This is a genomic window from Rhodoferax sp. BAB1, from assembly GCF_013334205.1.
Taxonomy (GTDB): Bacteria; Pseudomonadota; Gammaproteobacteria; order Burkholderiales; family Burkholderiaceae_C; genus Hylemonella.
In genome coordinates, this window is record NZ_CP054424.1 from 3,474,513 (window position 1) to 3,491,602 (window position 17,090).

A 17,090-nucleotide genomic window follows, 5' to 3' on the forward strand; every position below is an offset into this window, starting at 1 on the left:
CGTCTTCAGCCAGGGGCGGATTCCGCAGTCACACCGGGTTGGGCGAAATTCGGAAGTGACTTGCGTTCCCAGGCTTTCTCGTGGAGGAAGAAGGCCACGGCCTGCACCGTGGGCTCCAGCAGGCTCAACGTGAAGGCCATGAACAGATCACCCGTCACCGCATAAGCGACCGCGGCGGCCACCATGATGTGCACCAGGTAATAACTCGCGGTCTTCTTGAGCGTGGGCAGATTGGCGCGGGCGAAATTGGCCATGACAGCATCTCCAAAAACAAATGGATTGGCCGCAATGGTAGTTTTTATCTATCCAGCAGCCCAATTGCTTTTGCCAAAGACCGACATAGGCCCGCTTATTTCTCCAGCCAATCGAGCAGGACGTTCATGCGATCTTCACCGCTAGTATCAAAGGCCGCGATACCGATGCGTTGCAGGATCTCTGGGCCCCCGGCCTTGTCCGGCAAAGAGACCAGCGCCATCTGGATCGCCTTGATCTGCTCGGGTTTGAACCGGGCGTGCGCCACCAGCGGGAAATAGGGCTGGGCCACGCTACGGTGCAGGACACGAAAGCCGTCCTTGTCCAGTTTGCGTGCCGGACCGGAATAGGAGGCAATGGCCCCGATGTCGGCGAATTTGTTGTCCAGGTAAAAGGTCACGGCCGCCTGTTCGCGCACGTACTGCACGTTTTCCTTCGCCAGGTCGATGCCGCGGTCGCGCAGCTCGGCGCGGCAGAAGCGCGACATGTAGGACACCTGCTCGGGCATGACAAAGCGTTTGCCCCGGGCCTGCTCCAGTTTCTGGATGGGCGCATCCTTGGGCACGACGATGAGGCATTGCCCATCGGGCTGTGCACTGGCCAGGTAGTGGTAGCCGTTGTCACGCATGCCGCGGGCCGGATAGTCGCTGGGGCGGGCCATGACGAAGTCGAACTTGCCGTCTTTCATGCCGCTTTCCAGCGTCGCGAACTCGCGAGCGAACACGACGCTGACCTTGGTCCGCAGAACACCGCCGATCACGTTGGCCAGGTCCTGGTATTTGGCAATGACGCGGCCATGGTCGAGGCCGCCGGAGGTGCCTTCACTGATGGCCAGCACCAATTGGGACTGGGCCCGCGCCGGCCCACCTGGCAACAACAGGGCGACCAGACACAAAACACAGAGCCTATGCACAAACTTCATCAGCGATCCCCATCAAAAGAAGAACAACATTCAGAACACTGAATCTGCTGGCCGAAAAAACCCTCTCGCAGGGCGAGAGGGCTTGGTCAGCAGGAGTTTACTGGTTGACCGGCGACTTGGGGTCGAGCAGCAGGGCCATGATGTGCTTGACCTGCTGTTCGGTCAGCACGCCCTTGTGACCGGCGCGCGGCATCTGCGAGCAGGCGTTGTAGGCACGTGCGTTCCAGATCTTGCCCCAGGTGTACTGGATGATGGCCGCAGACTCGGGCGCATACAGGTTGCTCACACCACGGATCTTGCCGTAGTTGTACAGGCTCGGGCCCAGCGTGCCAAAGGAGATCTCCTGCTTGCTGATCTGGTGGCAGTTGTAGCAGTTGCCGCCGTTCTCGCTGCCGGCCGCATCGCTCCAGGTCATGCCGCGACCGCTCTGGGCAATCTTCTCGCCTTCCTTCCAGTCACCGATGTACTGGCCGCCCGCGGGCCACTTGATGCTGGCGAAGTTGGCCGCCTCGATGGCCTTGGCCGTCTTCTCCTCGATGGGCTTGCCCGCCACGTCGGCCTTCATGCATTCGAGGTTGGCATCGTCCAGCACCAGGCGGTCGACCTTGGCCTGGCCCTGGTCACGGAAGGAGGCCTTGGCGATGTCGGTCGCCATCTTGTCCAGCTCGGCGCTGCTGGGCAGGCTGGAGCAGCCAGCCACCAGTGCAGCAGCCAGGGCAGCAAAGCCTGCAATGTAGAGAGTCTGTTTTTTCATGGTATCGGTCTCCTCTTAGCGCTTGATGGCCGGGGCGATGTTCTCGGCGCCCTTGGCGTTGACACCCATATAGGTGCCCAGGGCGACGGTGGCGTCACTGCCAAACAGCGGGTAGGGGAAACGCTGCTGGCGGTAGCAGTCGTTCAGGCGCAGCTGCATGCTCCACATCTGGCCGTTGGAGACGCGGTAGGCCGGCCAGGCGGCAAAGCCGATGCCGTCACCCGGATTCTTGGTCAGGTTGGGCAGGTCCTGCAGGCGGATGCGCTTGCCGTCCTCGCCGTGGCAGCTGGCACAGGAGAAGTCGTGCGAGCCGCTGCGCATGAAGAACAGGCGCTTGCCCACTTCGTACATGACCTGCTCCTGGCTGTGGCTCTGGGGCAGGTTGAATTTCATGCCGCGCGACTCGGCAGCGATCCAGGTGGCCAGGGCCGTGACGTTGGCCTGCTCGCCGCGGCCAAAGGCCGTCTTGGCGATCTCCGCGCCGTTGAAGCCCTGCAGGGTCTCCATGCAGCTCACCAGGCGGGACTCCAGGTCCTGCACCTTGTTGGTGTCGGCAAAGTGGCGCGGCAGCTCGACGAAAGCACCCTTGACCACGCCCGGGCCCTTGCCCAGATCACACTTCTCCAGCGAGGCGTTCTTGGGGCCGCGCTTTTGCTTCCACAGGTCTTCACCCTTGGCTTCGAACAGCTCGGCCGGGTTACCGTCGGCCAGCATGGCGCGGTATTCCGCAATGCCGTCGCTGGCGGACTTCTGGGCCAGCGCACTTGCCGCGAGCATTGCGCTGGCGAAAAGCAGAGCCCAAGACTTGGCGTATTTCATAGTCACCTCTTTCTTGTTTGCAGGAATCTTGCTCAGGACACCGTTGTTTCGTCGGTACGGCTGTCGCCCTTGTTGTCCTTCCAGGTCACGGCAATCTTGTCACCGGCCTTGGCACCCTTGACCACAAACTGCATGAAGGGGTTCTTGGAGACGGCCGGGCCCCACTCGGCGGTCATCACAACCTTGCCGTTCAGGGAGGCGCTGACGTCCTGGATGAACCACGCCGGCACCAGCTTGCCTGCCGAGTCCTTGCGTTGTCCGGATTCCATTTCGTGGCTCATGAGTACGCGCACGGTGGCCTTGTCGCCAGCGGCTTGCGCGCGAATGCGCATCGGATCTGCCATTTTGATACTCCTAAATCTGTGTGAATACTGTGGTGGTTCTGTGCGTCAGCGCTTAACCGCCGCAGCCGCCCAGCGTGACCTTGACTTCCTTCTTCGCAAAGAAGGCCTTGCCATCAGCCATGATGGCCACGGCGTACACGTCCGAGGACTGGCCCATCTTGGCGCGCGTGGCAAAGTTGGCTTCCACCGCATCGCTCACGTTGAACATGGCCACCATGGCCGCCGGGTTCTTCTCCACCAGGATCAGCATGCGCTTGACGCCTGCCAGCGTGGTGCTGGCCGTCAGCGGCACCACCGCACCGTTCTCGGCAATGTCCGGACCACCAATGGTCACGTCCTTGCTCTCCACCGGAGCGCCCGCGCCCAGGGCCTTGGCCACTTCGGCCGCGGTCTTGGCGTCAAAGGCAGCCTTCTCGTAAGCCGCAGCCTGCTGCGGGATCAGGCCGGCGGAGGCCAGCAGGCCCGCCACCACGGCGCTTTGTTTCAGTGTCTCGCGACGAGTTTGCATCGATGTCTCCTTGTTGAAATGAAAGGCGAGAGAAAAATCAGGGGCGGATATAGGCGTAGCCCTGCTGCTGCTTCTGCATCAGCTCCACGACGCCTGCCGGTACGTAGGCGATGTCGGGCAACATGTCGGCCCGGCTGAGCTTCTGCGCCTTCAGGGTGTTCTCGCAGGCAACGACCTGCATACCGCCCTTGAGCGCCGCAGCAATGCGAGCGGCCACCGGTGAGTCGAGTTTCAGCATGCCGATGCCGGGGCCGTAGACCACGATCTCCAGCGCCACGGTGCTGGCACCCAGGTCCTGGATCACGTTTTGCGCATTGTTCAGGGCCAGGTTCCATTTGCCAGGATCGTTGTCGCTGACCTGGATGACGAGCTTGTTGGGCCTGCTGCTCTTGTCGCTGGCCAGGGCCGGGGTGGATACGAAGGCGCCTGCCAGCAAGGTGCTGGCTGCCGCGATGAAACTGCGCTTGCCGGTGATATCCCTCATGCTTGTTGTCTCCTGGGTTTGTGATGGTGGGATGGGGAACGAACTACAAGGAAATCAGGCCGGTGGCAACGAGAAGACGCGGTTGGCCACGGCCAGCGCCTTTTTCTTTTCCGCCACGAGAATCAGCGGCCGGCCGTCACGGCCGGTCACCACCTGCCAATGGACATTGCCCCACCAGCCCTGGTCTTCCTTCAGGTGGACCGGCTGCTCGAAGGCAAAGACGGTGACGATGCCGCCCTTTTCGAAGAAGGTGGTCAGGTGGTAGGCCAGCTTGCCGTCGATGTCGCAGGGGCGCATGAGCTGTGGGTAGCCGGGGACGGGCTTGTTCTTTTCCAGGCCCAGTTGCGCCAGCAGGGTAGGCGCGTCCATGAAGCTGCCGCGCAGCGTGCGCTCGTAGTACTCGTGTTCGATGGCGCCGCGCACCAGCTCATGCGGGCGCACCGCCAGCACACCGCCCAGCAGGGCGCCGGCGACGAAGGCCAGCACGCAACAGCTCTGGACCCAGCGGCGCGAGAACCAGGGTGTATGGCGGAACAGCGATACAGGGGCCTCGCCCGTTTCATAAGCCAGGGAAAGCTCAGCCCGGGCCCGCAGGTCAAAATCGTCGTCAAGTTTGGGGTGCATGGTTCTGTCCTTCCCGCCTCAGCTCTTGCGTAGCGGGGTGACCCGGCTGCCGGCGGGAACCGGGCTTTGCCCGTTGTCAAGGTTCTTTGGTGCTGGCGTGACCAGGGCGTTCTTGAGCGCATCGCGCGCGCGCGCCAGCCGGGAGAGCACGGTGCCGGGCGCGATCTCCAGCGCCTCGGCGATCTGTGCCGTTGGCATGTCGTCGAAATAGTGCAGCACCAGGACTTCGCGATGGATGGGGGCGATACGGCTCAGGGCCTTGACCACATCAAGCTTGTTGTCGATGCCTGCATCGGCGGCCTCGCCCCACTGGTCTTCCTCGCTGTCGTCCAGGGAAATGGTGCAAGGCGGCAGGTGGCGGAAGATGCTGCGCCGCATGATCTGGAACAGCCAAGGGCGTACCAGAGTGGCATCGCGCAACTGGTCGCGGTGCTTCCAGGCATTGGTGTAGCAGTCCTGCACCACGTCTTCTGCAATCGCACGCGATCCCGTCAGCGCCCAGGCGCTGCGCATCAGGAAACGGTAGTGATCACGAACCCACTGGTTGTAGCGGGCCTCAGAGTTCAGGAACATATGCAAGAGAGCGCGGAAACAGCGCGTCTATTCCCGGCAAATCCGGGTATTTGCTAGGGGTTAACCCGCGCGGCAGCTTCAGGGGCGCATCAGGGCTTCGATTTCGTCGGCGTTCACCGGTACGCCGCGCGAGATCAGTTCGCAGCCGTTGGCGGTGACGAAGGCGTCGTCCTCGATGCGGATGCCGATGTTCCAGTATTCGCGCGGCACGTCCTCGGCCGGGCGCACATAAAGACCGGGCTCGATGGTCAGGCACATGCCCGTTTGCAGGAGGCGGCTGGGCCGGTCCTTGATGACTTCGCCGGACAGCGGATCCTTGCGTTCGCTGAGCTGGCCCCGTTCGCTCGGTTCCACATAACTGCCGCAGTCATGCACGTCCATGCCCAGCCAATGGCCGGTGCGGTGCATGTAATAACGGAAATAGGCGCGGCTGGCGATCACGTCGTCCACGCTCCCCACTTTGTGCTTGTCGAGCAGGCCCAGGTCCAGCAGGCCCTGCGAGAGCACGCGCACCGTTGCCTCGTGCGGCTCGACAAAGCGCGCGCCGGCACGGGTAGCCTCGACCGAGGCTTCCTGCGCAGCCAGGACCAGCTCGTAGAGCGCGCGCTGCGGGCCGGTGTAGCGGCCGTTGGCCGGGAAGGTGCGGGTGATGTCGCTGGCGTAGCCGTCGAGCTCGCAGCCGGCATCGATCAGCACCAGTTCGCCGTCGCGGATGGCCGCATTGTCGGCACGGTAGTGCAGTACGCAGGCGTTGGCGCCCGCAGCCACGATGGAGCCGTAGGCCGGGTATTGCGAGCCGTGGCGGCGGAATTCGTGCAGCAGTTCGGCGTCGAGGTGGTATTCGCGCACGTCCTGGCCCGCGCGCAGCATGCGGGCCGACAGCTGCATGGCGCGGATGTGGGCGCCAGCGCTGATCTGCGCAGCACGCCGCATCACCTCCTGCTCGTGGGCGTCCTTGACCAGGCGCATCTCGTCCAGCAGGGCGCACAGATCGCGCTGGGATTCCGGGCACAGTGCCCCATAGCGCACGCGCGAGCGCACGGCCTTGAGCCAGCCTTCGATGCGGCCTTCCAGGCCAGGATGTGTGGCAAAGGGGTACCAGACCGTGGCCTTGTTTTCCAGCAGTTTGGGCAGGCGTTGCTCCAGTTCGGTCACGGGAACGGCAGCGTCTACGCCCAGCGTGGCCGGTGCCGCCTCGGGACCGAGGCGGATGCCGTCCCAGATCTCGCGTTCTAGGTCCTTGGGATTGCAGAACAGGGTGGTGTGACCCTCGCTGGTGATGACGAGCCAGGCGTTGGGTTCGCCAAAGCCGCTCAGGTAGTGGAAATAACTGTCGAAGCGGAACAGGAATTCGCTGTCGCGGTTGCGCAGGTGCTCGGCGGCGGTGGGCACGATGGCCACGGCATCCGGGCCAAGCTGGGCGGCCAGGCGCGCGCGACGCTGGGCGTAGAGGGCGGCGTTGGGAACAGTGCTCATGGTCTTGCGGGTGATGCGTTGAGTTGTGCCAGGCGCTCCGGGGTGCCGACATCGGTCCAGGCCCCGGTATAGAGCTCGGCGCTGATGCGCTGATTGTCCATGGCCTTGCGCAGCAAAGGTGCCAGCGGGGTCTTGACGCCCTGCGGGTTGCCGGCCGGGATCTCGCACCAGGGCCGGGCGAAAAATTCGCGGCGGTACAGGCCGATGGTGCTGTAGGTGTATTGCACGGCCGACTGGTTCAGGGCCAGCTGGCGGCCGGGGGCCTGCGGATCGGGCGCCAGGCCGAAGTCGCCGTCCGGGTTGTGCGGCGGGTTGGGCACCAGCCAGAGATGGGCCAGCTTGTCGCTACGGGCAAAACGTTGCACGGCCTGGCGCGAGAACTCGAAACCGGGCGCATAGACATCACCCGCGAGCACCCAGAAGATGTCGCCCAGCAAGGGCAGCGCACGTGAGATGCCGCCAGCCGTTTCCAGCGCAGCGCCGAAATCCAGGCTTTCCCAGGAGTATTCGAGGGCCAGGGCGCGCCCGCAGCTGCTGTGCGGCAACGGGCCGAAATACGCCGGAATCTGTTCGCCCAACCAGGCGGTGTTGATCACGATGTCGGCGAAACCGGCATCGGCCAGGGCGTCGACATGCCACTGCAGCAGCGTTTTGCCCTGCACCGCGAGCAGGGGTTTGGGGATGGCATCGGTCAGCGGGCGCATGCGCTCGCCGCGTCCGGCCGCCAGCACCATGGCCTTGATGGAAATCGGATCTTGCACAGCCCGCACTGTAGACCATGGCACAGGCGTCGCCCGCCCATCCCGTCCCGCAGCTAGGGGCCGGTAAAATAGCGGGTTCCCCCTGACACCCCCTTCCGGAGCGGCCCTACATGGCAAATACCCGACAGATGGCCAACGCGATCCGCGCGCTGGCAATGGACGCAGTGCAACAAGCCAATTCCGGACACCCGGGTGCGCCCATGGGCATGGCCGACATGGCCGTGGCGCTCTGGGGCGACCATCTCAAGCACAACCCGACCAACCCGCAGTGGGCCAACCGCGACCGCTTCGTGCTGTCCAACGGCCATGCCTCCATGCTGCTGTACGCGCTGCTGCACCTGACGGGCTACAAGCTGCCGATGCAGGAACTCAAGAACTTCCGCCAGCTGGGCAGCAAGACGGCTGGCCACCCCGAAGTGGGCCACACCCCCGGCGTGGAAACCACCACCGGTCCGCTGGGCCAGGGCGTGAGCAATGCCGTGGGCATGGCGCTGGCCGAGAAACTGCTGGCCCGCGAGTTCAACCGCGAAGGCCACAGCATCGTCGACCACCACACCTACGTTTTCCTGGGCGACGGCTGCATGATGGAAGGCATCAGCCACGAGGCGGCCTCCCTGGCCGGCGCCTGGAAACTCAACAAGCTGATTGCCCTGTACGACGACAACGGCATTTCCATCGACGGCCAGGTGCAGCCCTGGTATGCCGACAACACCGCGCTGCGCTTCGTGTCCTACGGCTGGAACGTGATCGGCCCGATCAACGGCCACGACACGGCCGCCGTGTCCGAAGCCATCAGCCGCGCCAAGCAGTCGGGCAGCCAGCCCACGCTGATCATCTGCAAGACCGCCATCGGCCAGGGTTCGCCCAATCGCGCCAACACCGCCAAGGCCCACGGCGAGCCGCTGGGCGCCGAGGAAATCAAGCTCACCCGCGAGGCCCTGGGCTGGTCGCACGAACCCTTTGTGATCCCGCAGGAGGTGGCCAGCGACTGGAACGCCACCAGCCGCGGCATGAGCGCGCAGCAGCAGTGGGAGCAGACGTTTGCCGCCTACCGTACCGCCCATCCGGCCCTGGCGGCCGAGTTCGAACGCCGCATGAAGGGCGAACTGCCGAAGAACTTCGCCCAGGTGGCGGTGGACGCCGCTGTAGCAGCCCATACCAAGGCCGAGACCGTGGCCACGCGCAAGGCCAGCCAGATCGCGCTCGAAGCCTTCACGGCCGCCCTGCCCGAGCTGCTGGGTGGTTCGGCCGACCTGACCGGCTCCAACCTCACCAACACCAGTCACACGCCCAATCTGCGTTTCGATGCCGAGGGCCATGGCAACGGCGGGCGCCACATCAACTACGGCGTGCGTGAGTTCGGCATGGCCGCCATCATGAATGGCGTGGGCCTGCATGGCGGTTTTATCCCCTACGGTGGCACCTTCCTGACCTTCAGCGACTACTCGCGCAACGCCATCCGCATGGCCGCGCTGATGAAACAGCGGGTAGTGCACGTGTTCACACACGACTCCATCGGCCTGGGTGAGGATGGCCCCACCCACCAGTCCGTGGAGCATGCCGCCAGCCTGCGCCTGATCCCCAATCTGGACGTCTGGCGTCCCGCCGACACGGCCGAGACCGCCGTGGCCTGGGCTGTGGCCCTGCAGAACAAGAACAAGCCCACGGCCCTGCTGCTGAGCCGCCAGAACCTGCCCTACGCGCCCAAGAAGGACCTGGGTGATATCAGCCGCGGCGCCTATGTGCTGTCCGAGCCGGCCGACCTGGGCCTGAAGCAGAAGGCTCGTGCCGTCATCATCGCCACCGGCTCCGAAGTGCAGCTCGCGCTCAAGGCACAGGAATTGCTGGCCGCGAAGAAGATCGCCGTGCGTGTGGTCTCCATGCCCAGCACCACCACCTTCGACCAGCAGAAACCCGCCTACAAGCAGGCCGTGCTGCCCGCCGGTCTGCCGCGCATCGCCGTGGAGATGGGTGTGAGCGACGGCTGGTGGAAATACGGCTGCGCTGCTGTGGTGGGCATCGACACCTACGGCGAGTCGGCCCCGGCCCCGGTGCTGTTCAAGCACTTCGGCTTCACGCCGGAGAACGTGGCCGACACGGTGCAGGCCGTGCTGGCCCGGAACTGATTTCCTTGTGTTTTAACTTTTAGCGAAAGAGCAAATCATGACGATCAAGGTAGGCATCAACGGCTTCGGCCGCATCGGGCGCAACGTGCTGCGCTCCGCCGTGGCGAACTTCAAGGACATCGAGATCGTCGCCATCAACGACCTGCTCGAACCCGACTACCTGGCCTACATGCTCAAGTACGACAGCGTGCACGGCCGTTTCAAGGGTGAAGTCAGCGTCGAAGGCGGCACCCTCATCGTCAACGGCAAGAAGATCCGCCTGACCCAGGAACGCGACCCCGCCAACCTGAAATGGAACGAAGTCGGCGCTGACGTCGTCATCGAATCCACCGGCCTGTTCCTGGACAAGGCCGGCGCCGAGAAACACCTGGCCGCCGGTGCGAAGAAAGTCATCATCTCCGCCCCCAGCAAGGACGACACCCCCATGTTCGTCTTCGGCGTCAACGACAAGAGCTACGCCGGCCAGGCCATCATCAGCAACGCCAGCTGCACCACCAACTGCCTGGCCCCCGTGGCCAAGGTGCTGAACGACAAATGGGGCATCAAGCGCGGCCTCATGACCACCGTGCACGCTGCCACCGCCACCCAGAAGACCGTGGATGGCCCTTCCAACAAGGACTGGCGCGGCGGCCGTGGCATCCTGGAAAACATCATCCCCAGCTCCACCGGTGCGGCCAAGGCCGTGGGCGTGGTCATCCCCGAGCTCAACAAGAAACTCACCGGCATGAGCTTCCGCGTGCCGACCTCCGACGTTTCCGTGGTCGACCTGACCGTCGAGCTGAACAAGGAAGCCGACTACAAGGAAATCTGCGCCGAGATGAAGGCCCAGAGCCAGGGGGCCTTGAAGGGTGTGCTGGGCTACACCGAGGACAAGGTGGTGGCCACCGACTTCCGCGGCGAAGTCTGCACCTCGGTGTTCGATGCCGAGGCCGGCATCGCGCTGGACAAGACCTTCATCAAGGTCGTGGCCTGGTACGACAACGAGTGGGGCTACTCCAACAAGTGCCTGGAGATGGCACGCGTGGTGGCCAAATAAGTTCACGCGTCGGCCCGTCGAGGGCGATGACGACACAAGGGCTCATGACCGCAAGGCATGGGCCCTTGGTTTTCTGTGCTGGCCGGTTCAAGCACGCGATGTCAGGCATACCAGGGGGGGCTTGACGGCGTACGCCTTCTACCTATGATCCAGACAGCACAGGCATCCGCCTGCATGCACTACGGATCCAGGGGGTAAGCGATGAGACTCGCACAGCTGCTGTTGATGACGCTGGTGCTGCTGGCAGGCGCCGGCAGCCGGGCGGAAACGGGTGTCAGCGACAAGGAAATCATCGTCGGGCAGTTTGCGGCCATGTCTGGCCCCGCTGCCCAGCTGGGCCAGCGCCTGAACGTCGGCATCCAGGCTTATTTCAAATCGGTCAATGAACAGGGCGGCGTCAATGGACGTACCCTGCGCCTGCTCACGCGGGACGACGGCTATGAGCCCGACAAGGCCGTGGCGGCAGTCAAGGGCCTGATCGAGCAGGACCAGGTGTTTGCCCTGGTCGGTTCAGTGGGCACACCCACCGGACTGGCGGCACTGCCAGTCTTCACGGCGGCGAAGGTGCCCATGGTGGGCATGTTCACCGGCGCCCAGGGATTGCGCGAGCCCTTCAACCGCTATGTCTTCCATGTGCGGTCCAGCTACTTTGACGAGACCGAGCGCATCGTGCAGCACCTGACCACGCTGGGCGTGAAAAAAATAGCAGTGTTTTATCAGAACGATGCCTATGGCAAGGCCGGCCTGGAGGGCATGATGCGTGCGCTGACCAAGCGCCAGCTCAAGCCGGCTGGCACGGCGACGGTGGAGCGCAACACCGTGGACGTGGCGGCGGCGCTCAACACCCTGCTGCCGGCGCAGCCCGAAGCCGTGGTACAGATCGGTGCCTACAAGGCCTGTGCCGAGTTCATCAAGCAGGCACGCGCCAGGGGTTATGGCGGCCAGTTCTTCAACGTCAGCTTCGTGGGCTCCAAGGCCCTGGCCGACGAGCTCGGGCCGGCTGGCATGGGCGTGGTGATCTCGCAGGTGGTGCCCTTTCCCTACATTCCCTCGTCCCCCGTGGTGCGCGAGTACCAGCAGCGCATGAAGGAGTCCGGCCAGACCGAGTTCGACTTCTCCAGCATGGAGGGTTTCCTGATCGGCAAGGTCTTTGTGGAAGGTGTGCGCAGGGCCGGCAAGAACCTGACGCGGGACGCCCTCATCACGGCCCTGGAGTCCATGAAGGATGTGAACCTCGGCGGCTTCGAAATCAATTACTCGCCGCGCGACCACTCGGGCTCGAAGTACACCGACCTGACCATCATCGGCCGCGATGGCCGCTTTGTGCGCTGAGGCATCAGACGCATGCTTTGTCAGGCACGCGTCTGATGGCGTGCTTCAGCTCAGGTGCTTGCCAACGATGCCGGCCAGCTCGAACATGGTGACCTGGGCCTTGCCGAACACCGGCTTGAGCTTGGCGTCGGCATTGATGGCCCGCTTGTTCTGGGCGTCCTGCAGGCCCTGGGCCTTGATGTAGTCCCACAGCTTCTTGATCACCGCGGTGCGCGCCACCGGTTCGCTGCCGATCACGGCGGCCAGTTCGGCGCTGGGGGTCAGGCCGGCGGCTGCCTTGCGCGGCGCCTTGGCGGTCGTGGTTTTGGCGGCGCCTTTCTTGGCCGGCGCCTTTTTGGCGACGACCTTTTTCGCAGCGGTTTTCTTGGCGGCCGGGCCGCTCGTCTTGGCCGCCGCGCCTGCAGCGGATTTGGCCGCCGTCTTGCGCGGCGGGAACTTGGACGGCGCGAACTCGAAGGCGACCTTGTTGGCCTCCGCACTCCAGGCCAGGAAGGCCTTGAAGGGACGGCGCGTGCGCATGGAGACGAACTTGTCGAGTAGGTCGGTCTTGCCCGTGCTCAGCAGCTTGGCCATCTGCTCGCGCTCGATGGGCTGCTGCAGGATGATCTGGCCGCTCTTGAAATCGCAGCTCGGCGTGGGCTGGGCCAGGGTGGGCACGGTTCTCTCGCAGACGTAGTTCTTGCCGTGCTCGTAGACCGCGCCACCGCATTTGGGGCAGGCGCCCAGCGACTCCTTGGCCGAGAAGTCCACCAGCTCGCCGGTTTCCTCCGCCTTATCGTCGCCGAAGTCGAATTCGAGCTTGTAGTTCTTCGTCTCCTCGTCGAACTTGATCACCATTTCGGCGGTGAAGGGCCAGCCGGCCTTGGAGCGGAAACCGTCCAGCGGGCCGATGCGCTTGTCGCGCAGGAATTGCTCCACTTCGGCCACCTCGAAGGTGCGGCCGGCCGGGGTCTTGCCAAAGGAGAAGCCGCAACCCTCGCCATCCCCCTTCTTGCCGGTGCAGGTGTAGCGACGGTAGTTTTCCTTGACCACGCCGCCGCAGTTCGGGCAGGGTGTGGTGAGCGTGGCGTAGTCGCCGGGCACGGTGTCGCGGTCGTACTCCTTGGCCTTCTTGACGATGTGCTCGGTCATGGCGGCGATCTCGCGCATGAATTCGGCACGCGACAGGCGGCCATGCTCCATCTCGGAGAGCTTGTATTCCCACTCGCCGGTCAGCTCGGGCTTGGAGAGCTCTTCTACGCCCAGGCCGCGCAGCAGGGTCATGAGCTGGGAGGCCTTGGCGGTGGGAATCAGCTCGCGCCCTTCGCGCAGCATGTACTTTTCGTTCAGCAGGCCTTCGATGATGGCCGCGCGCGTGGCGGGTGTGCCCAGGCCTTTCTCGTGCATGGCCTCACGCAGCTCGTCGTCCTCGATCAGCTTGCCGGCGCCTTCCATGGCGGAGAGCAGCGTGGCTTCCGAATAACGGGCCGGGGGCCGGGTCTTCAGCCCCTTGGGCTCGACGCTGTTGGTCTTGACCTTCTCGCCGGTCTGCACCGGCACCAGGGTCTTGCTGCTGCCTTCGCCCGGCGCCAGCTCGTCCTCGGCCTCCTTGCCGTAGATGGCCAGCCAGCCCGGCTTGACCAGCACCTTGCCTTCGCTCTTGAAGTTGTGGCCGGCGGCCGTGGTGATGCGGGTGGTCACCTGGTACTCGGCGCTGGGGAAAAAGATCGCCATGAAACGGCGTGCCACCAGGTCGTACAGCTTCTGCTCGGCGTCCGAGAGGCCGCTGGGCGCCTGCAGCGTGGGGATGATGGCAAAGTGGTCGCTGACCTTGGCGTTGTCGAAGATGCGTTTGTTGGGCTTGATGTAACCACCCTTGAGCGCGGTGGCCGCGTGCGGTGCCAGGTGCTTCATGCCGGAGTCGGCCAGCATGCCGAAGGTCTCCTTGGCCACGGCCAGATAGTCCTCGGGCAGGTGGCGTGAGTCGGTCCGCGGGTAGGTCAGGGCCTTGTGGCGCTCGTACAGGCTTTGCGCGATGGACAGCGTGGTCTTGGCCGAGAAGCCGAACTTGCCGTTGGCTTCGCGCTGCAGGCTGGTCAGGTCGAACAGCATGGGGGAGGCCTGGGTGCTGGGCTTGCTTTCCTCGCTGACGGTGGCGGTCTGGCCGCGCACGGCATCGGCTATGGCGGTGGCTTCCTGCTCGCTCCAGACGCGGTCAGCCCGCTTCTCGGCGTCGTCTTCGGTCTTCTTCCACTTCGGGTCGAACCATTTGCCCGCGTAGTCGCCGGCCTGGGCGCCGAAGCTGGCGTGCACCTCCCAGTAATTGCGGCTGATGAACTTGCGGATCTGCTCCTCGCGTTCCACCACCACGGCCAGCGTGGGCGTCTGCACCCTGCCCACGGTGGTCAGGAAGAAGCCACCATCGCGCGAATTGAAGGCGGTCATGGCACGGGTGCCGTTGATGCCGACCAGCCAGTCGGCCTCGGAGCGGCTGCGCGCCGCATCGGCCAGGGGCAGCATCTGTTTGTCGCTGCGCAGCTTGTCGAAGCCGTCGCGTATGGCCTGGGGCGTCATGCTCTGCAGCCACAGGCGCGAGACCGGTTTGCGTTGGGTCTTGGCGCGAGCTGGAGCGGCATCTTCGTTGCCGAAGGCGTACTGCTCGATCAGACGGAAGATCAACTCGCCCTCGCGGCCCGCGTCGCAGGCGTTGATCAGCTGGCCCACGTCCTTGCGCTTGGCCAGCTTGACCACGGCGTTCAGGCGGGTCTTGGTCTTGTCGACCGGCTTGAGGTCGAAATGCGGCGGAATCACCGGCAGGTGGGCAAAGCTCCACTTGCCGCGTTTCACGTCGTACTGCTCGGGCGCCTGGATCTCCACCAGGTGGCCGACGGCACTCGTGACGACGTAGGTATCGCTCTCGAAATGCTCGTCATGTTTCTCGAATTTGCCGGCAGTGGGCGTGAGGGCGCGCACGATGTCTTGGGCGACCGAAGGCTTCTCAGCAATGACCAGGGTTTTCATCTGACTACAATCCAGTTTCTCGCGCGCGCGTACGCGCACGCATACACGGGCGCGCCCACGCGCGCCCATACGAGTTCACCTTACCAAATTTTTCAGCAGTGTCCAAGAATTCCGTTTCCGAGTCCGGCCGCCGTATCCAGACCCGCCGCTCCGGCGTCCATGGCAAGGGGGTCTTTGCCGTCCAGGACATCCCCAAGGGCGAAACCCTCATCGAGTACGTGGGCGAGATCATCAACTGGAAGGAGGCGCTGCGCCGCCACCCCCACGACCCCAAGGATCCCAACCACACCTTCTACTTCCACGTCGATGAAGATCACGTCATCGACGCCAAGGTGGGCGGCAACTCCTCGCGCTGGATCAACCACTCCTGTGAGCCCAACTGCGAGGCCGACGAGGAAGAGGGCCGCGTCTTCATCAAGTCGCTGCGCAAGATCAAGGCGGGGGAGGAGCTCAACTACGATTACGGCCTCATCATCGACGAGCCCTACACCAAGAAGCTCAAGGCGGAATACCCCTGCTGGTGCGGCAGCAAGCTCTGCCGCGGCACGCTGCTGGCACCGAAGGACGACGACAAGCCCAAGAAATCGAAGAAGTCCAAGAAGAAAAACAAGTCCAAGAGCGACAAGCGCTGAAGGAGTTCGCCATGCTGCGTTGGCCGGCCGAAGCGATCTGGGAAGCGGTGGCGCCCACCCTGCCCGGTTTCACGGTCGAGGTGCTGCCGCAGGTGGATTCCACCAGCACCGAGCTGATGCGCCGCGCCCGTGCCGGCCGGCTGGAGCCGGTGCTGCTGGTGGCCGAAGCGCAGACCGCCGGCCGCGGCCGCCTCGGGCGGCCCTGGAGCAGCGGCGCACAGCCCGGGGACGTGCTGACCTTCTCCCTGGGCCTGCCCCTGCAGATGGCTGACTGGTCCGGCCTGTCGCTGGCCGTGGGCCTGAGTGTGGTGCAGAGCCTGCACCCGGACCTGCGGCTCAAGTGGCCCAACGATGTCTGGCTGGCCGACCGCAAGCTGGCCGGCATCCTGATCGAGACCACCCAGATCGACACGGCGCGCTACGCGGTCATTGGCGTGGGGATCAACATCACGCCGCGGGACGCGACCGGGTTGGCCACGGCACCGGCCTGGCTGCAGGAGCTGGTGCCCGGCACCGACGCGCCGCAGGCCCTGCTGCAGGTGGCCGCGCCCCTGGTTCAGGCCGTGCAGCGTTTCGAGGTCCAGGGCTGGGCACCCTTCCAGTCCGCTTATGCAGCCAGGGATGTGCTGGCCGGCCGCGAGGTGACCTTGAGCGACGGGACCATCGGCCAGGCCCGGGGCGTGGATGGCAGCGGCGCGCTGCTCGTGCATACTGCTGCCGGGCTGAAGAAAATCTCCAGTGCCGAAGTCAGTGTCCGCCCCCTGAACTGAAGACCCCCCTCACCATGCTGCGCTTCCTCGTCCTGCTGCTGGTCCTCCTGAATGCGGGCTATTTCGCCTGGTCGCATGGCATGCTGCGCGCCTACGGCTGGGCCCCGGCCGAGCAGAGCGAGCCGCAGCGTCTGCAGCAACAGATCCGGCCCGAGGCCATCCGCATCCTGCCGACCGAAGAGGCGCGCCGGGCCGAGCAGGTGGCACTGACGCCGCCCAAGCCGCCGGAGTGCCTGCAGGCCGGCCTGTTCGACGAGGCCCAGACCGAGGCCGTGCGCAAGGTGCTGGAAACCGCCTTGCCGGTCGGAGCCTGGGCCCTGGAGACGACGGTGGAGCCGGCTCGCTGGATCGTTTACATGGGCAAGTTTCCCAATGCCGCGGCGCTGGAGAAAAAGCGCGCTGAACTGGACAAGATGAAGTTGAAGCTACAGCCTCTGGACAACCCCGAACTGCAGTTGGGTCTGTCGCTGGGGCGTTTCGAGACCCAGGCCCAGGCCCAGGCCTCGCTGAATACGCTGCAGCGTCGGGGTGTGCGCACGGCGCGTGTGGTCGAGGAGCGGCCCGAGACCCGGCAAAGCCTGCTGCGCATCCCGGCCGCCGACGAGGCCCTGCGGCCCAGGCTGGAAGAACTCAAGCCGGTATTGGGCGACAAGACGCTGCGCAGCTGCCGCTGATCC

General features: G+C 64.6%; 18 protein-coding genes. 6 read left to right on the forward strand and 12 right to left on the reverse strand.

Annotated features, from left to right (window positions below; genetic code table 11):
* Positions 1-5: 5 nt before the first annotated feature.
* The 11 genes from HTY51_RS16845 to HTY51_RS16895 form a co-directional block, all read right to left on the reverse strand.
* Complete coding sequence (locus HTY51_RS16845) at positions 6-254, reverse strand: DUF2061 domain-containing protein (RefSeq protein ID WP_174253812.1); 249 nt, start codon at positions 252-254, stop codon at positions 6-8.
* Positions 255-349: 95 nt separating this feature from the next.
* Positions 350-1,174 (reverse strand): phosphate/phosphite/phosphonate ABC transporter substrate-binding protein, encoded by an 825-nt coding sequence (locus HTY51_RS16850; protein ID WP_174253813.1) that lies wholly within the window; start codon positions 1,172-1,174, stop codon positions 350-352.
* Between the two features lie 97 nt (positions 1,175-1,271).
* On the reverse strand, positions 1,272-1,928 hold the full coding sequence (gene soxX / locus HTY51_RS16855) for a sulfur oxidation c-type cytochrome SoxX (RefSeq protein WP_174251046.1): 657 nt from the start codon (positions 1,926-1,928) through the stop codon (positions 1,272-1,274).
* A gap of 15 nt (positions 1,929-1,943) precedes the next feature.
* Positions 1,944-2,747 carry a sulfur oxidation c-type cytochrome SoxA gene (gene soxA / locus HTY51_RS16860; protein WP_174253814.1) on the reverse strand — a complete coding sequence of 268 codons (804 nt, stop codon included), beginning with the start codon at positions 2,745-2,747 and terminating at the stop codon, positions 1,944-1,946.
* 32 nt (positions 2,748-2,779) lie between these two features.
* A complete protein-coding gene (gene soxZ / locus HTY51_RS16865; RefSeq protein WP_174253815.1) occupies positions 2,780-3,091 on the reverse strand; it encodes a thiosulfate oxidation carrier complex protein SoxZ in 312 nt (103 codons plus the stop codon).
* Positions 3,092-3,143: 52 nt separating this feature from the next.
* The gene (soxY, locus tag HTY51_RS16870; RefSeq protein ID WP_174251043.1) at positions 3,144-3,599 is read right to left on the reverse strand and encodes a thiosulfate oxidation carrier protein SoxY; all 456 of its coding nucleotides are present in this window, start codon (positions 3,597-3,599) and stop codon (positions 3,144-3,146) included.
* Positions 3,600-3,636: 37 nt separating this feature from the next.
* A complete protein-coding gene (locus HTY51_RS16875; protein ID WP_174253816.1) occupies positions 3,637-4,083 on the reverse strand; it encodes a DsrE family protein in 447 nt (148 codons plus the stop codon).
* Between the two features lie 54 nt (positions 4,084-4,137).
* Entirely contained in the window at positions 4,138-4,707 is a 570-nt protein-coding gene (locus HTY51_RS16880) for a hypothetical protein (RefSeq protein ID WP_174253817.1), read from the reverse strand.
* Between the two features lie 18 nt (positions 4,708-4,725).
* Entirely contained in the window at positions 4,726-5,280 is a 555-nt protein-coding gene (locus HTY51_RS16885; protein WP_174253818.1) for an RNA polymerase sigma factor, read from the reverse strand.
* A 78-nt stretch (positions 5,281-5,358) separates the two neighbouring features.
* Entirely contained in the window at positions 5,359-6,756 is a 1,398-nt protein-coding gene (locus tag HTY51_RS16890) for an aminopeptidase P N-terminal domain-containing protein (RefSeq protein ID WP_174253819.1), read from the reverse strand.
* Positions 6,753-7,490 carry a nucleotidyltransferase family protein gene (locus HTY51_RS16895; protein ID WP_174254323.1) on the reverse strand — a complete coding sequence of 246 codons (738 nt, stop codon included), beginning with the start codon at positions 7,488-7,490 and terminating at the stop codon, positions 6,753-6,755. Before HTY51_RS16895 ends, HTY51_RS16890 begins: the two co-directional genes overlap by 4 nt.
* Positions 7,491-7,627: 137 nt before the next feature.
* On the opposite strand from HTY51_RS16895, the gene tkt reads away from it, so the two are divergent.
* The 3 genes from tkt to HTY51_RS16910 all read left to right on the forward strand — a co-directional run bounded on the left by tkt (position 7,628) and on the right by HTY51_RS16910 (position 12,011).
* A complete protein-coding gene (gene tkt, locus HTY51_RS16900; RefSeq protein WP_174253820.1) occupies positions 7,628-9,643 on the forward strand; it encodes a transketolase in 2,016 nt (671 codons plus the stop codon).
* A gap of 37 nt (positions 9,644-9,680) precedes the next feature.
* Positions 9,681-10,679 carry a type I glyceraldehyde-3-phosphate dehydrogenase gene (gene gap / locus HTY51_RS16905; protein ID WP_174253821.1) on the forward strand — a complete coding sequence of 333 codons (999 nt, stop codon included), beginning with the start codon at positions 9,681-9,683 and terminating at the stop codon, positions 10,677-10,679.
* A gap of 201 nt (positions 10,680-10,880) precedes the next feature.
* Entirely contained in the window at positions 10,881-12,011 is a 1,131-nt protein-coding gene (locus tag HTY51_RS16910; protein ID WP_174253822.1) for an ABC transporter substrate-binding protein, read from the forward strand.
* Positions 12,012-12,056: 45 nt separating this feature from the next.
* Here HTY51_RS16910 and HTY51_RS16915 read toward each other — a convergent pair whose 3' ends face one another.
* On the reverse strand, positions 12,057-15,011 hold the full coding sequence (locus HTY51_RS16915) for a DNA topoisomerase III (protein ID WP_174253823.1): 2,955 nt from the start codon (positions 15,009-15,011) through the stop codon (positions 12,057-12,059).
* A gap of 98 nt (positions 15,012-15,109) precedes the next feature.
* Between HTY51_RS16915 and HTY51_RS16920 the strand changes: the two genes are divergently transcribed.
* The 3 genes from HTY51_RS16920 to HTY51_RS16930 are packed head-to-tail and all read left to right on the forward strand — an operon-like array spanning position 15,110 to position 17,087.
* Complete coding sequence (locus tag HTY51_RS16920; protein WP_254606917.1) at positions 15,110-15,643, forward strand: SET domain-containing protein; 534 nt, start codon at positions 15,110-15,112, stop codon at positions 15,641-15,643.
* Between the two features lie 11 nt (positions 15,644-15,654).
* On the forward strand, positions 15,655-16,413 hold the full coding sequence (locus tag HTY51_RS16925; protein WP_174253824.1) for a biotin--[acetyl-CoA-carboxylase] ligase: 759 nt from the start codon (positions 15,655-15,657) through the stop codon (positions 16,411-16,413).
* Between the two features lie 14 nt (positions 16,414-16,427).
* Entirely contained in the window at positions 16,428-17,087 is a 660-nt protein-coding gene (locus tag HTY51_RS16930; protein ID WP_174253825.1) for an SPOR domain-containing protein, read from the forward strand.
* Positions 17,088-17,090: the final 3 nt, after the last annotated feature.

Coding starts and splice junctions, on each gene's coding strand:
- HTY51_RS16845 (WP_174253812.1), bottom strand. CDS start 254: ATGGCCAATTTCGCCCGCGCCAATCTGCCCACGCTCAAGAAGACCGCG.
- HTY51_RS16850 (WP_174253813.1), bottom strand. CDS start 1,174: ATGAAGTTTGTGCATAGGCTCTGTGTTTTGTGTCTGGTCGCCCTGTTG.
- soxX (WP_174251046.1), bottom strand. CDS start 1,928: ATGAAAAAACAGACTCTCTACATTGCAGGCTTTGCTGCCCTGGCTGCT.
- soxA (WP_174253814.1), bottom strand. CDS start 2,747: ATGAAATACGCCAAGTCTTGGGCTCTGCTTTTCGCCAGCGCAATGCTC.
- soxZ (WP_174253815.1), bottom strand. CDS start 3,091: ATGGCAGATCCGATGCGCATTCGCGCGCAAGCCGCTGGCGACAAGGCC.
- soxY (WP_174251043.1), bottom strand. CDS start 3,599: ATGCAAACTCGTCGCGAGACACTGAAACAAAGCGCCGTGGTGGCGGGC.
- HTY51_RS16875 (WP_174253816.1), bottom strand. CDS start 4,083: ATGAGGGATATCACCGGCAAGCGCAGTTTCATCGCGGCAGCCAGCACC.
- HTY51_RS16880 (WP_174253817.1), bottom strand. CDS start 4,707: ATGCACCCCAAACTTGACGACGATTTTGACCTGCGGGCCCGGGCTGAG.
- HTY51_RS16885 (WP_174253818.1), bottom strand. CDS start 5,280: ATGTTCCTGAACTCTGAGGCCCGCTACAACCAGTGGGTTCGTGATCAC.
- HTY51_RS16890 (WP_174253819.1), bottom strand. CDS start 6,756: ATGAGCACTGTTCCCAACGCCGCCCTCTACGCCCAGCGTCGCGCGCGC.
- HTY51_RS16895 (WP_174254323.1), bottom strand. CDS start 7,490: ATGGTGCTGGCGGCCGGACGCGGCGAGCGCATGCGCCCGCTGACCGAT.
- tkt (WP_174253820.1), top strand. CDS start 7,628: ATGGCAAATACCCGACAGATGGCCAACGCGATCCGCGCGCTGGCAATG.
- gap (WP_174253821.1), top strand. CDS start 9,681: ATGACGATCAAGGTAGGCATCAACGGCTTCGGCCGCATCGGGCGCAAC.
- HTY51_RS16910 (WP_174253822.1), top strand. CDS start 10,881: ATGAGACTCGCACAGCTGCTGTTGATGACGCTGGTGCTGCTGGCAGGC.
- HTY51_RS16915 (WP_174253823.1), bottom strand. CDS start 15,011: ATGAAAACCCTGGTCATTGCTGAGAAGCCTTCGGTCGCCCAAGACATC.
- HTY51_RS16925 (WP_174253824.1), top strand. CDS start 15,655: ATGCTGCGTTGGCCGGCCGAAGCGATCTGGGAAGCGGTGGCGCCCACC.
- HTY51_RS16930 (WP_174253825.1), top strand. CDS start 16,428: ATGCTGCGCTTCCTCGTCCTGCTGCTGGTCCTCCTGAATGCGGGCTAT.